General features: G+C 44.9%; 9 protein-coding genes and 3 tRNA genes. 4 read left to right on the top strand and 8 right to left on the bottom strand.

Going from position 1 to position 13912, the window contains the following annotated elements; all coding sequences use genetic code 11:
* Positions 1 to 79: 79 nt before the first annotated feature.
* The 5 genes from QL919_RS04360 to QL919_RS04340 form a co-directional block, all read right to left on the bottom strand.
* Positions 80 to 155: transfer RNA gene (locus tag QL919_RS04360), tRNA-His, on the bottom strand.
* Between the two features lie 41 nt (positions 156 to 196).
* Positions 197 to 273, bottom strand: a tRNA-Arg gene (locus tag QL919_RS04355).
* A gap of 95 nt (positions 274 to 368) precedes the next feature.
* A tRNA-Pro gene (locus QL919_RS04350) sits at positions 369 to 445 on the bottom strand.
* A gap of 237 nt (positions 446 to 682) precedes the next feature.
* Positions 683 to 2278, bottom strand: coding sequence for a hypothetical protein (locus tag QL919_RS04345; RefSeq protein WP_290188355.1), 1596 nt, complete (start codon positions 2276 to 2278; stop codon positions 683 to 685).
* A gap of 18 nt (positions 2279 to 2296) precedes the next feature.
* Positions 2297 to 3766, bottom strand: coding sequence for an AAA family ATPase (locus tag QL919_RS04340; protein ID WP_290188354.1), 1470 nt, complete (start codon positions 3764 to 3766; stop codon positions 2297 to 2299).
* A gap of 369 nt (positions 3767 to 4135) precedes the next feature.
* Here QL919_RS04340 and QL919_RS04335 point away from each other — a divergent pair, with 369 nt between their 5' ends.
* Positions 4136 to 4834 carry a DUF4442 domain-containing protein gene (locus QL919_RS04335; RefSeq protein ID WP_290188353.1) on the top strand — a complete coding sequence of 233 codons (699 nt, stop codon included), beginning with the start codon at positions 4136 to 4138 and terminating at the stop codon, positions 4832 to 4834.
* Positions 4835 to 4982: 148 nt separating this feature from the next.
* On the top strand, positions 4983 to 5477 hold the full coding sequence (locus QL919_RS04330) for a RidA family protein (RefSeq protein ID WP_290188352.1): 495 nt from the start codon (positions 4983 to 4985) through the stop codon (positions 5475 to 5477).
* Between the two features lie 154 nt (positions 5478 to 5631).
* Here the strand turns inward: QL919_RS04330 and gspE are convergent, their stop codons facing one another.
* A complete protein-coding gene (gspE, locus tag QL919_RS04325; RefSeq protein WP_290188351.1) occupies positions 5632 to 7191 on the bottom strand; it encodes a type II secretion system ATPase GspE in 1560 nt (519 codons plus the stop codon).
* 543 nt (positions 7192 to 7734) lie between these two features.
* Here gspE and QL919_RS04320 point away from each other — a divergent pair.
* Positions 7735 to 8559 carry a thiazole synthase gene (locus QL919_RS04320; RefSeq protein ID WP_290188350.1) on the top strand — a complete coding sequence of 275 codons (825 nt, stop codon included), beginning with the start codon at positions 7735 to 7737 and terminating at the stop codon, positions 8557 to 8559.
* Between the two features lie 305 nt (positions 8560 to 8864).
* Positions 8865 to 10340, top strand: a complete 1476-nt coding sequence (locus QL919_RS04315; protein ID WP_290188349.1) for a wax ester/triacylglycerol synthase family O-acyltransferase — start codon at positions 8865 to 8867, stop codon at positions 10338 to 10340.
* Between the two features lie 55 nt (positions 10341 to 10395).
* Here the strand turns inward: QL919_RS04315 and QL919_RS04310 are convergent, their stop codons facing one another.
* Positions 10396 to 11223: an inositol monophosphatase family protein gene (locus QL919_RS04310; protein WP_290188348.1), complete on the bottom strand. Its 828-nt coding sequence runs from the start codon at positions 11221 to 11223 to the stop codon at positions 10396 to 10398.
* A gap of 362 nt (positions 11224 to 11585) precedes the next feature.
* Positions 11586 to 13649, bottom strand: coding sequence for a 1-deoxy-D-xylulose-5-phosphate synthase (gene dxs, locus QL919_RS04305; RefSeq protein ID WP_290188347.1), 2064 nt, complete (start codon positions 13647 to 13649; stop codon positions 11586 to 11588).
* Positions 13650 to 13912 lie beyond the last annotated feature (263 nt).

The raw sequence follows: 13912 nt of genomic DNA, 5'->3' as shown, positions 1-13912 counted from the left end.
CAGTGGCAGACAGTATTATTTTAAGATAAGTATTGGTGCTATTAGCGATATAGATAGGAAGGTAATACAGAATAAAATATGGGGCGACTGATGGGACTCGAACCCACGACAACCGAGATCACAACCCGGGGCTCTACCAACTGAGCTACAACCGCCATAACTATTGCCAAAGAATAGGCAAGATTTGCAGGCTAAATGGTGCGCCTGGCAGGATTCGAACCTGCGGCCACCTCCTTAGAAGGGAGATGCTCTATCCAGCTGAGCTACAGGCGCTCTTAGAGGACTTTTATATATTTTGGTGAGTTAACATAATATCAGAAACTAAACCATTATACATAAAAAAAAGCCTGTAAGGCTCTTAAAATAGATGGTCGGAGTGATAGGATTCGAACCTACGACCCTCTGGTCCCAAACCAGATGCGCTACCAAACTGCGCCACACTCCGAAATTTCTATTATCACGATAGTTTTGTTGATTAACTCGTTACTGGCAATGCCGCTAACTGGTTAATGTTCCTCGCTATCGAGGTGCACATATTAAGGGGTAAAGCCGATTGTGTCAACACCTATTTTTGATTAATTTAAAAGAATTGCTAAATTACTTCAAAAACATGCTTTTCTTATGAAAAAAGCGATGACCATACTTACTAACCCACGATGATGCTGAACCACCGATAGGGGCATTATACTACATTCAATTCTGGAAGCAAGCCACTGTTGATAGTGCCGGTGTTGACATTAAAAGGTATCAGCCATAATTGTGCAGGCCCTTTACCATCAATACTGGTGTCACGATAAGTTTGTTGGCTCAGTACCACTGGTTGCCTGTCATCGTCTTGTACAGGATAAACCAACCATACCTGCCCCGCTTGGTACGCTTGCGCATAACTGGTCAGTTGATAAGCATCGCTGGCACTGATAGCAGCGGCATGGGTGAGATGCTTCCACTTAATATCGATGACATGACTGTAGCTGCCTGCATAGCTACCCGATGCTTCAGTGTTGCTAGCACCTTCAGTGTCTTGGACTTGAGACATCTCACTGGCACTGGCTGCTTTGTATATTAATAAATCGGGACGGATAGACAAACATGCCTGCCCTTGCGCATCATTTAACCAGACACTCTGTGCTTGAAACGCTGGCTTATAGTTTAAACTGCTCTGCTGAAACATCGATGCTATGCGCAGGCTCGCCCACTGCTCAAAAGCCTGATTCATATCAACCAATAGGCATAGACGCGGCTGAGAAGACCTGTGGTTAAATGAGGATGGGGACTCAAGACCATTTCCTGTCCCAGTATTTGACTGCTGTAACAGCCAATAAGCCAAATCCGTCAACTGCTCGGCGGCTTGTTTCTGCTGCCTTTGCAGCGGCTGCATCGCTAGTTGGCGCTTTGCTTGCGTATATATTGACTCAAGCCGTTGCATCTCAGAGTGGCTGAGCGCGGATATTGGCTGCCAAAACCGAAAAGATAGTATAGGCTGAGGCAGATTTAATGTCGTCAATAAAGGCGTGAGCAAAACCAGCGCGCTCTTAATCAACCGATTCACCAGCATATCTTGACTCAGCACACTGCTTTCACAGACAAACTTATGCGGCTGCATACTGTTATGGCGCAGCTGTTCCTTAATAAGCAGCCTCCCCTGTAGCGATGCTTGATTGTCAATCTGTGTCTGATAATACTTGGTTGGCTGATACTTTACCAAACCCTGCAAGAACTGCTCAATAAGCCAGTCGGATAATGGCAGAGCTGCTAGTGGTAGCGCAGTCAGCTGATTGCTAAGCTGACCGAGATTTTTAGTATTGGGAAATTTGCTGTGACTGTGCTCGTGGCTATTAATCAAATCAGACAACATACCTTGCACCCAGTGACGGGTTTGCTTTATATCTTCAGATGGTTGGTCTGACTTGTAAGGATGGTGCTGGTGCTGAGCGTGATGGGCAATGTCCTTTGCCATCAGCTTCGGTAATATCTCAAGCGTCATACCGCTCGGCAGTAAAATAACTCCGATATAATGACCGACCTTGAGCTGCCACTGCCCTTGCTTTCGTTTAATACTAAAGACCGAGAACTCTTGCGCCATTAGCCACTGAAAGTCAGATATTTGCACAAAATCATGAGCCGTTAGTCGTTGATACTCAAACACAGTGACAGTATGAGTATCAAGCGCATTTGTATTGACCGCATTAACACTAGCTGTATTGGCAGTACTGGCATGATTCACGCCTGTCACGTTAGCCCCTATTACATTAACATCAGACTGTAATACTCTACTCATCACTGGCTGGCAATCCTCTTAATACAAACGCTGATAGACGATGGTCTTACTAAATTCACCTGCTTTTGCCATCAAATCAGCATTAATCCGATAGCCACTTGCACCCATTGACTGACTGAGAAATGAGCCTTGCCTTGAGTACATTTGATTATCTGAGCCGTTCGCTAATAACGCTTGGCTGTCTTGAATAAACTGTGCCGCTATCGGCTGCTGCTCATCTTGAAAAACATACTGCAAAACAGCCACCTGCCCGCCTGCTGCTTGTGCCAATTGCGGAATGATTTGTTCAACCAGTGCAGTTTGTAATTGCTCAAGACTGCTCACTGACAATAAAAAAGCATGGCCCAGTTGCGACTCTGCTCCAAGCGTTTGAGTGATGCGATTATTTAAACCTGTTAAAAGCTTCGCCAAATCTATTGTTTCTGCTGAACGTTTTTTTTCAATTGAACTGCCTGTTTCTAAGTTAAGCACTTCTGCATTGTCATTAACATAGATAATCGGCAATAGCTCAGGCTGCGGCGGGCAATCAATGAAACGAAAGCGACGACGTAACGCCATATCGAGTGGCGCTAAAGAATGGTCTTGGGTATTCATCGTGGCATAAATATCGACATTGGCAGGAACGCCAAATGTCCGCCCCGAATACGCCAACTGTACGGTCATCGCATTTGCCCTACCAGCACGTTTATCTGGCTCTATCAAGCTGAGTAGCTCACCAAACACCCGTGAAACGTTGGCACGATTAATCTCATCAATGAGCATGGCATAGCGCTGGTTTGGGTCATTGGCCGCGCGTTGGCATAACTTTAAAAATGCGCCATCTTGAATGGCATAACTCATTTGCGATGGGCTATTGCTTTGAGAAGGGCTACTAGCGGATTGATTAGAAGCTGCCATGACAGGACGAATACCTTCAACAAATTCTTCATAACCATAGGCTTGATGAAAGCTGACCATGGTAAAACGCTGCCGGCTAAAACCTTGTTGTTGGTTTTGAGTACTATCACGCTTCGCCTGCTGAAACTCTGTCAACTGCTGCGATAAATCTGTTAATAACGTCAAGCTCTCTGGCAGCAAATACCAAGCACCACTGTTGTCTTTATCAAAATAGGCTTGGCTGGCACGATTGTCACAGCTGACCGTCTTTGAATCAGCAGGGCTGTGTCTGCGCAGCTCTAACCACGCCGTACTGTTTAAATTTTTCTCTCGCGCATTGTTAGCAGCCTTAGCAATAAAAAACGGATGCTCAACGATTTCTGGCACCTTAACCAAGTCTTGCTGCTCAGCATGCATGTCTAAAAATATCAGACACAACACTTCACGCCAGCTAAGATCATGTAGCAGCTGTCCGAGCAAATCCTGCTCATTGGTTGTTGGCAGATAATCGGTATATTGCTGAGCGATTTGTAGCAGTCGATACGTTTTACCAGTACCAGCAACGCCTGTATAAATAATATTGGTCGGTTCGTGATGGGAGGTATCAGGCATGGCTTTATCCAGCATATAAAGGGTGCATAAGTAGTGCATGAGAAAAATACAATATCAGTCGCGCTAGGAGACTGCCATTATAGCGTGGCTATCGATTGGACATCCAGTCAGACTGTTTACAATGACCTGTCTACCATCTCATATTTTTAACGTCTGAATTTTAACGTTTGAATTTTTAGGGTGCAGGGTATCGTTACGTTCGTACTATTTTATAAGCGCAGCAGTTCATGCTAATAATAGTAGGAAGGCGGTGGTTAATGTACCATAGTGATGATAGTGGCTTTAATCAGATTGATTTTAATTGTCACTATCATAGAGATTTATTACACCCAAAATATCATTAAACCCATCTACATTAAGGAATTTTGTATGTCAGGATTATTAAAAAAACTCCCTACCAAGCTGACCAAAAAATTACCAGCCAAAGTAGCTGACAGCACAAAATCGCCAGCCGAACAGCCAAACAGCACGCTCAAACCCATCAGTAACCAATTTACCAAGCTGCTATCCGTCACCAAGTACTTGCCTGCCGGTGCACGCTCCAGTATTTTATCCAAAGCCTTTGGTAAAGTGGTGCCCTATGTCGGCACAACAGGCGTTTATTACGAAACCGTTGAGCCGAATCAAGTGGTGGTCAGCTTAAACAACAGCAAGGCAGTACAAAATCATATCGGCTCTATTCATGCTGTCGCCATTACTTTGCTGGCTGAAACTGCAACAGGTTTCATTCTAGGATTGAACCTACCCTCAGATCGCGTCCTGTTAATTAAATCCTACTCGGTGAATTTTTATCGTCCTATTAAAAAAGGTCAGATTGCTGCAATCGCCACCTTATCTGATGAGCAGCGCCTGGATATCTTAAACACGCCAAAGGGTGAGATGATTATTCCTTGTGTCATCCATGACCGTGAATCTGATAGCGAACGTAACCCTATCGTGGTTGAGATGACCTGGGCGTGGATACCCAAGTCTGAGCTAGAAGCACGCCGTCAAGGCAAAGCCAGTGAAAAACCTGCAGACACTAATACTGCTGATGATGCAACTGATGACAAACTCGCTGACGCTTGAGAATAAGAAAAAAGCCATGGGCTTTTTATTTTGTTAAACTTTAATTTTGCTAAAACTTGATAGCGCATTGAGCCTATTGGTGAGCAACCGACAGACAACTCAGTGCAATGATAATCAGGATAAACAAACCAATAACAAGGAGACAGCGATGTCCAAACTTATGAATACCTTTACTGCAAGCTTATCAAAGGCTTTACTCGTGGGCGCTTGCTCGTTAGGACTTGCCGTAACTGCCACGGCTGCACCGACTACGACCAGCAAAACGGCGACCATTAGCAAATCGAGCCCTGTGTTCCTAGGGGATGGCGGTAACTATCCTTTTTCAGAAGCAGTGCGGGTCGGAGATACGTTATATATGTCTGGTCAAATTGGTTTTAAAGACGGCAAACTGGTCAAAGGCGGCGTCAAAGCGGAAACCAAACAAGCGCTCGATAACATCCATGCCACGCTATTGAAGTACGGCTACCAAAAGTCAGATGTCGTCAAATGCATGGCAATGCTGACAGATATGGACGACTTTGATGACTTTAACAAAGTTTATAAAGCAGAGCTTGCAAAGCCTTACCCTGTACGCTCAGCCTTTGGGGTGTCGGAGCTGGCAGCTGGCGCGAGCGTTGAAGTGGAATGCATGGCGGCGAAGTAGCATTATTACCAAATAGCTAGACTATAGATTGGTTTCGCTACAAAATAATAATGCCTTGCAACCTTAAGAATCTATAATCAAATAACTGGCTTTTAGAGCCAGTTATTTTTTTGATGCGATAAAGATGCGATAAAAATAGATTAGTCGAATATCTTTATACCAATATGCTGTCATCAGTCATGGCGCTTTCCTTGGTCACTCGCAGCACCTCTTCTAATGTCGTACGCCCTTCTATCACTTTGCGTAGACCATCTGCTCGAATCGAAGGCGTTTGCTGGCGTGCATACTCTTCTAGCTCGTATTCAGCAGTGTTACTATGAACCATGCGGCGCAAGGTATCGTCAATCGGCACCACCTCATATATCGCCGTCCGGCCTTTAAATCCTGATTGATTGCATTTATCGCAGCCGACGGGCTTAGGCAGCTTAATAGACTTATCTATTGAAGATTCCATACCCAACTCTGCACCCGACCCTACCCCAATACCAATCTCGCTAAACAGCTTGGCTTGTTCGCTATCTGCCGTCTGCCAGTCATGACAATGTGTGCATAGAGTACGCACCAAGCGCTGCGCGACCACACCAATCAACGATGATGATAATAGAAAGGGCTCTACACCCATATCCTGCAAACGTGTGACAGCGCCAATGGCAGTATTGGTATGCAGCGTTGATAACACTAAATGCCCTGTTAATGACGCCTGCACGGCAATCTCTGCCGTCTCTAAATCACGAATCTCACCAACCATCACCACATCCGGATCTTGACGTAACATCGCACGCAAGCTCTTAGCAAAGGTCATATCAACCTTATTATTCACCTGCGTTTGTCCAATGCCATCTAGCTGAAATTCAATGGGGTCTTCAGCGGTTAAGATATTACGGGTCTGGTCATTTAAATCGGTCAATGCCGAATACAAGGTGGTGGTTTTACCCGAACCTGTCGGTCCTGTGACTAAAATAATGCCATGTGGACGATGGATTAAGCGCTTAAGCTCGCTATAGTCATTGTCAGAGAGTCCAAGGTAGGTCATATTTAGACGACCCGCCTGCTTATCCAATAGGCGCATCACCACGCGCTCACCGAAGCTAGATGGCAATGTCGATACCCGCACATCGACCTCTCGTCCCGCTAAGCGTAAACTAATACGACCATCTTGTGGCACACGTTTTTCAGCGATGTCTAATTTAGCCATAACCTTGATGCGTGACACTAGTAACGGGGCCAATTGGCGTTTTGGCGTGATGATTTCTTTGAGCTCGCCATCGACACGAAAACGCACCACCAAACGCTTTTCAAACGTTTCGATATGAATATCTGATGCGTTCAGACGTATGGCCTCAGACAACAGCGCATTAATCAGACGAATAATAGGCGCATCGTCCTGCTGATCCATCAAATCTTCCGTTTCAGGGACGCTATCTGCCAAACTATCGAGGTCAGGATGGTCTTCAAGACCTGCGGCAATATGCTGCGATTCGCCAGTGTTTCCAGCATAAGCAGCATTCATGCGCTTGTCAAAGTCATCTGCATTGACGCTCTCATAAGTTGGTACACCGCGGACGCCTTGCTGCTGTAAAAACCGTACTGCTTCGTTAATCGCTGATAATGGCGTGGCTTTGGTCAGCACCAACGTCGGTGGCAGCTCAGGATCAATCGCTAGTATGGCTAAAATCTGATGGCGTTTTGCAAAACTGTACGGCAGTTGCATCATAAAGACGACCTGATAAATAAAGGTAAATTCAACATAAAACTCATATATTTTATCCACTATATTACAAATAGCAGATGCATAGCGCTAAGCTGACCAACTTAAAAAGACTGGCAGTAAAGTGGCATGAGTTTGTTATAATAGCATTTTGTTTTAGACGAGTATTATTTTATGTCGGTGGCACTTTTTCACTATTACTCCGCCTACATATTTACTGCCTAAATAAGTCATTCAAGCAGATTTCACAACTAGCCCCACTGCCATGTGATTTCGCATTTTGTGGGCTGTGAGTTACTATTAAGGCGTGTCCTCATTTTAAAAATGATGATAAAAATGAAATAAATTGCCGTTGAACAAGAGAAATAGCGCAGATAATACCCAGCTATTTGCCGCTGTTTAGCAAAATTTAGCCATTTTTAACCCATTTAGATGAATATCGATTAAATTAAGGACACGCCGCAGTTAATTTACTCGTTTTTATTATACTTAGACGGTATATTATCTTTTATCTGTCCACTTGCCCGCCCGCTATTAGGATTTTCAGTTATGTCAGAGAACGCTAGCACTGTTACTAACCCGACGCCACTTTTGCAAGATACTTTTACTGTTGGTAGTCGAACATTTTCTTCTCGGCTGTTGGTCGGTACCGGCAAATATAAAGACATGACAGAAACTGGAGAGGCGATTGGTGCTTCAGAAGCAGAGATTGTCACCGTTGCTATTCGTCGTACCAATATTGGTCAAAATAGCAATGAGCCCAATCTGCTCGATGTCATCTCTCCTGACAAATACACTATTTTGCCCAATACCGCAGGCTGTTTTGATGCAGAAACAGCGGTTCGTACTTGCAAGCTTGCTCGCGAGCTATTAGGGGGGCATAATCTGGTTAAGCTTGAAGTACTGGGCGATGAAAAAACCCTTTACCCCAATGTGATGGAAACCTTAAAAGCCGCTAAAGTATTAATCGATGATGGTTTTGAAGTCATGGTCTATACCTCAGACGACCCAATTGTTGCTCAAGAATTAGAAAGTATGGGCTGCGTGGCGATTATGCCGCTTGGTAGCTTAATTGGCTCCGGACTCGGTTTGCTCAATCGTCACACCCTTAGCCTCATTATCGAAAATGCCAAAGTGCCGGTGTTGGTCGATGCAGGCGTCGGTACTGCCTCTGATGCAGCGATTGCGATGGAGCTTGGCTGTGATGGGGTGCTGATGAACTCCGCGATTGCCAGTGCACAAAACCCAGTGATGATGGCTCATGCCATGAAACATGCCATTTGGGCAGGACGTCAAGCTTTCTTAGCGGGTCGTATGCCAATGCGCAAAATGGCGGCGGCTAGCTCACCGCAGACTGGCTACTTTTTTCAGTAATCTATAGTCAGTGAAAAGTAATATCAATACATCGCGCGCTGCTGATATCAATTTTTCTTGCTTGCTGTGCCTGCGCAGACAGAGGCTACAAAAAATTAATATCAGCAATATCGTAGCGTTTTTAGGATATTTTGACTATATCTCGTCAATAGATTGATTGATTGAAAACAGCTTAAAGAAATTTGACCAAAAATCATTTATAAAAATAAACGCTCGGCAGCAAAACGCTAGTAGATAGTGTTTTTGATACAACGCTTTCGTGTTTGCTGTCAACCACTCAACTTTTCGTCATAAAAGGATTTATTATGCGACTTCTCACAGCAGTCGACCAGTTGTTTTTACTTCTTGAGTCGCGTAAACAGCCCATGCACGTTGGTGGCCTATTCTTGTTTGAATTGCCAGATGATGCAGGGAGCGATTTTGTCTATCAACTGGTCAAGCAGATGCAAGACTCTGATGTGCCGCCAAGCTTTCCATTCAACCAAGTGCTTGAACATTTGATGTTTTGGAAAAAAGACAAAAACTTCGATGTCGAACATCATTTCCATCATGTCGCCTTGCCAAAACCTGCACGTGCTCGTGAGCTACTGATGTACGTTTCACGAGAGCATGGACGTCTGTTGGACCGTGCCATGCCGCTGTGGGAATGTCATGTGGTTGAGGGTATTGAGCCCGAAACTGAAGGCAGCCCTGAGCGTTTTGCGTTGTACTTTAAGATTCACCACTCTCTAGTAGATGGCATCGCTGCGATGCGCTTGGTACAAAAGTCACTATCGCAATCAGCGACAGAACCCGTAACCTTGCCAGTGTGGTCGTTGATGGCGCGCCATCGCAACCATGTCAACGCTATCTTGCCAGCTGAAAGATCGGTCAAACGCATCATTAAAGAACAAATCTCTACCATCAAACCTGTATTCACAGAGCTGCTAGACAACCTTAAAAACTATAGCGATGAAGGCTATGTCGGCACTTTTGATGCACCTATGAGCATTTTGAATAAGCGCATTTCAGCATCTCGTCGTATAGCAGCACAGTCCTATGACATCAAACGCTTTAACGATATCGCAGAGAGATTGAATATCAGCAAAAATGATGTGGTACTCGCCGTCTGTTCTGGTGCCCTTCGTCGCTATTTAATCTCGATGGACGCCCTGCCGAGCAAACCATTGATTGCCTTTGTGCCGATGTCGCTACGTACAGATAAGAGCGTCTCGGGCAATCAGCTGTCATTTGTATTGGCAAATTTGGGTACCCACTTAGACAATCCTTTACGTAGAATAGAATTGATTCATCGCAGTATGAATAACGGCAAACGTCGCTTTCGCCGCATGAATCAAGCGCAGGTTATCAACTATAGTGTGATTGCCTATGCGTGGGAGGGTATCAATCTAGCGACAGGGTTATTCCCCAAAAAGCAGGCCTTTAACTTAATTATCTCCAACGTTCCTGGCTCTGAAAAGCCACTGTACTGGAACGGCGCGCGCTTGCAATCGCTATACCCCGCTTCTATCGTGTTCAATGGTCAAGCCATGAACATTACCCTAGCCAGTTATTTGGACAAGATTGAGTTTGGTATTACCGCGTGCAGTAAAGCCCTGCCACATGTACAAGACATGCTGATGCTCATCGAAGAAGAGTTAACGCTTTTAGAGACGACCAGCAAAGAGCTTAAGTTTATGGGCATCACCGTCGCAGACAAAAGCGACGAAAAAGATGATGACAAAGCCAGCGATAACCCTAGCAATAAAAATGATGAAGAAACAAAAAAGCTGGCTCCATAACGGAACCAGCTTTTTAGCGCTTTAACATCAAGCTGTCTTCATAATGATGCGATGCTTAAAATGCATCGCCCCACGTTGGGACAACCACTTGCATCAATGGTTTTAACAACTTGACGTTACAGGCAAAAATAGAGCCTGAAGTCATTGAGTTGTGCGCGCCTGTATGATCAACCACCACGCCACGTGCTTCAGTGACGATAAGCTCACCGGCGGCAATATCCCACGGCTTGATAGACATCTCAAAGTAACCGTCAAAACGACCAGCTGCCACATAACATAAATCAAGCGCAGCTGATCCTAAACGACGAACTTGACCGCCTTCTTCAGAGATTTTTTGTAAACTTTCAAAGTGCTGCTTGGCATAAGAGATGACTTCACCATTGCGTTTACGCTCAAGCGGATGCCCTGTGGTAAATAAACCACCGTCAATTGTTTTACGCTCACTGACATTGATACGGCGTTGGTTTAGACGCGCACCTTTACCACGGCTAGCAGAGAACATCTCATCACGGACAGGGTCATAGATAACACCGTGTTGGGTCACGCCTTTATGCTGTACAGCGATAGACACACAAAACTGCGGTACACCATGCACAAAGTTTTTAGTGCCATCTAACGGATCAATAATCCAGCACCAGTCAGCATCTTCGCCGCGACCTTCTTGCATACCAAACTCTTCACCCAAAAATGAGTGGTTCGGATAGCTTGCCTTTAGCGTCTCAATCGTCAATTCTTCACTGAAACGATCAATACGGGTGACCAGACCATCAAGTCCTTTTGACTCGATATCTAGCTCGATTTTGTGGCGGTTTTGATGCGCATATAAAATCTCTTTACCGACTTTTTCAGCAGCACGCGCTGCGATGACGACCATGGGTTCCATAAATAACCTATTTGCTTGATGAATGAATATAAAATAATAAGACTAAATTTGTGCCCACAACATGCCAATCAGCCGCCGCATCACACTACTGCTATGCGATTAAAAACCTGCCTTATAAAAACGACAATCGCATTATACTAAAAATGTTCGATAAAAATAAAAAAAAACCATGACGTTCGCCAAACCAACTCCTGTTTTGGTGGTCATCACAAACTGCGCAAGTTGTAAAAAAGTCAGCGCCCACGGCTAAGCAAGCGTTCTATCTGTTGGTCAAGCTGCTATTTTTCTTTATTTTTAAAACAGTACTCTTAACGCTTTCTTGTAAAAGTATTTTTGTAATATGCAATTATGATAGTAACTTTTTAAGATAATAACTTTCGCAGTTGACCAACCACACCAGCGACATCTAAACCGCAGTCAGCCAGTTGCTCTGCTTGTGAGCCATGCGCGATAAAGCGATCAGGGATACCGATATTACAGATAGCTGGCCGAGTACGTTTAAAGGCGATAGAGTCATTGAGTAAATACTCATTCACTGCACTGCCCGCGCCGCCCATAATCATATGCTCTTCTAACGTGGCGATATGAGTGACACCTTGCTCGATGAGCCTCTCCAGCCGTTCAGTATCCAAAGGTTTTACCCAGCGCATATTGACCACTTGTACCTGACAGGCCGACTCTGAATATGCTTGAACGATACTCTCTGCTGCCTGCTGAGCAGTGGCCACCATGGTACCAAATGCTAATAAGGCAAGCTTTTTAGGTGCATTGTCTTGACCGAGAATAGACTCCACTACCGCCTTACCAATGGGGTAGTTTTGCACTGGCTGATCAATCACTGCACCTGTACCTGTACCACGTGGATAACGTACTGCTGTACATCCTTGGTATTCATAACAGGTATTAAGGAGATGGTAGCACTCGTTCTCATCTTTGGGTGCTGCTATCAGCATATTCGGTACACAGCGTAAAAATCCAAAATCAAACACACCCGCATGGGTTGCCCCATCTTCGCCAACCAAACCGGCACGATCAATAGCAAACATCACATCTAGATTCTGCAAAGCCACATCATGAATCAATTGATCATAACCACGCTGCAAAAACGTTGAATATATTGCCACAATGGGTTTGACGCCTTGGGTTGCCATACCTGCAGCTAACGTGACCGCGTGTTGCTCAGCAATAGCAACGTCGAAGAAGCGCTCTGGAAAGTGACGGGCAAAATCAATCATGCCCGAGCCTTCTTCCATGGCAGGGGTGATCGCCAACAGCTTGTCATCTTCAGCGGCTTTATCACATAGAAACTGACCGAATACTTGCGAGTATTTCAGCGCCGGTTTCACTGTTGAAACCTTAGCTTCCGAATGACTCGCTATTTTATCTTTTGCTTCATTATCTTCGGCAGGCAGCTTGCTAATTGCATGATAACCGACAGGATCTAATTCAGCAGGCGCAAAACCCTTACCCTTGGTGGTATAGATATGGACTAAAACCGGACCTTTTACCTGCTTAGCAAGTGACAGCACCCGCAATAGCTCAGGAATATTGTGCCCATCAAACGGACCAAAGTAGGTAAAGCCTATCGCTTTGAATAAGTTGTCTTCTAACTGCGGCACATCACGCATTTCTTTATGACGTTTGCGGCGATTAAATGCCTGCATATCAGGACGCTTACATATTATCGGCTCGCCGGTATCAGAGATATCAACCTGATAACCTGACTCCCATAGCATCGCTAAATGTCGTGAAAATCCGCCGATAGAGCAAGATATAGACATGTCGTTATCGTTTAAAATAACGAGCAAATCAGCGTCTTGCTGCACCGCATCGTTCATGGCTTCAAATGCCATGCCACCTGTCATCGCTCCATCACCGATGATACAAGCAACAGTTTGCGCGCGACCTTGATAGCGTAGCGATAGGCTCATGCCTAGACCCGCCGAAATAGAAGTCGATGAATGACCAACGCCAAAGGTATCGTAAACGGATTCTGCCCGTTCCGGAAAGGCTGTCAAACCCTCTTTTGAGCGAATGCTTTCAAGCTGATCACGGCGCCCTGTCAAAACTTTATGAGCATAAGCCTGATGGCCAACATCCCATACTATCTGGTCCTGCGGCGCATCTAACAAATAATGCAGTGCAATGGTCAATTCAACCACGCCTAAATTGGCACCAAAATGTCCGCCACTTTGACCTGCTGAATACAACAGAAAAAGCCGCAATTCATCAGCCAAGCCAATAAGTTCATCGGTGGTAAATGCGTTTAAATCAGAAGGCGTATCGATGCTATCAAGTAACGGCGTATGAGGACGCACACGCGGAATCACAGCATAAGTCTGCTGTAAATTCGACAGCTGGGCAGCAGATTCGAAGGCTGACGCAGATACGGACTGAGACTGTGGGGAATGAGGTGATTGCTGCATAAACCGTACGATACCTACCAATCTGCTGATAAGACGTGCTTTCGCATATAGAGATAACTACTGCTAAGCCCCGTCAATAATATCTACATCATTATTGATGTAATTGACCATATAATTGTTATGACTTTTACAACGAATTGTTGTGACTATCTATTGTTGATAACTGCGCTTATCACTCTTGTGACATCTACTACTTTTCGACAATTACTATAGTAAGTCGTTAAGTGATACAAGCAGTTACGCCCCACCTAACAACAAACACG

It is taken from the genome of Psychrobacter sp. APC 3426 (genome assembly GCF_030408035.1).
Taxonomy (GTDB): domain Bacteria; phylum Pseudomonadota; class Gammaproteobacteria; order Pseudomonadales; family Moraxellaceae; genus Psychrobacter.
Note: the sequence above shows the minus strand (reverse complement) of the source record. Positions and strands in the feature narration are given on the sequence as shown.

Excerpts from the sequence above, each read along its gene's own strand:
- QL919_RS04315 (WP_290188349.1), top strand. The coding sequence starts at position 8,865 with ATGCGACTTCTCACAGCAGTCGACCAGTTGTTTTTACTTCTTGAGTCG.
- QL919_RS04330 (WP_290188352.1), top strand. The coding sequence starts at position 4,983 with ATGTCCAAACTTATGAATACCTTTACTGCAAGCTTATCAAAGGCTTTA.
- gspE (WP_290188351.1), bottom strand. The coding sequence starts at position 7,191 with ATGATGCAACTGCCGTACAGTTTTGCAAAACGCCATCAGATTTTAGCC.
- QL919_RS04345 (WP_290188355.1), bottom strand. The coding sequence starts at position 2,278 with ATGAGTAGAGTATTACAGTCTGATGTTAATGTAATAGGGGCTAACGTG.
- QL919_RS04320 (WP_290188350.1), top strand. The coding sequence starts at position 7,735 with ATGTCAGAGAACGCTAGCACTGTTACTAACCCGACGCCACTTTTGCAA.
- QL919_RS04340 (WP_290188354.1), bottom strand. The coding sequence starts at position 3,766 with ATGCCTGATACCTCCCATCACGAACCGACCAATATTATTTATACAGGC.
- dxs (WP_290188347.1), bottom strand. The coding sequence starts at position 13,649 with ATGCAGCAATCACCTCATTCCCCACAGTCTCAGTCCGTATCTGCGTCA.
- QL919_RS04335 (WP_290188353.1), top strand. The coding sequence starts at position 4,136 with ATGTCAGGATTATTAAAAAAACTCCCTACCAAGCTGACCAAAAAATTA.
- QL919_RS04310 (WP_290188348.1), bottom strand. The coding sequence starts at position 11,223 with ATGGAACCCATGGTCGTCATCGCAGCGCGTGCTGCTGAAAAAGTCGGT.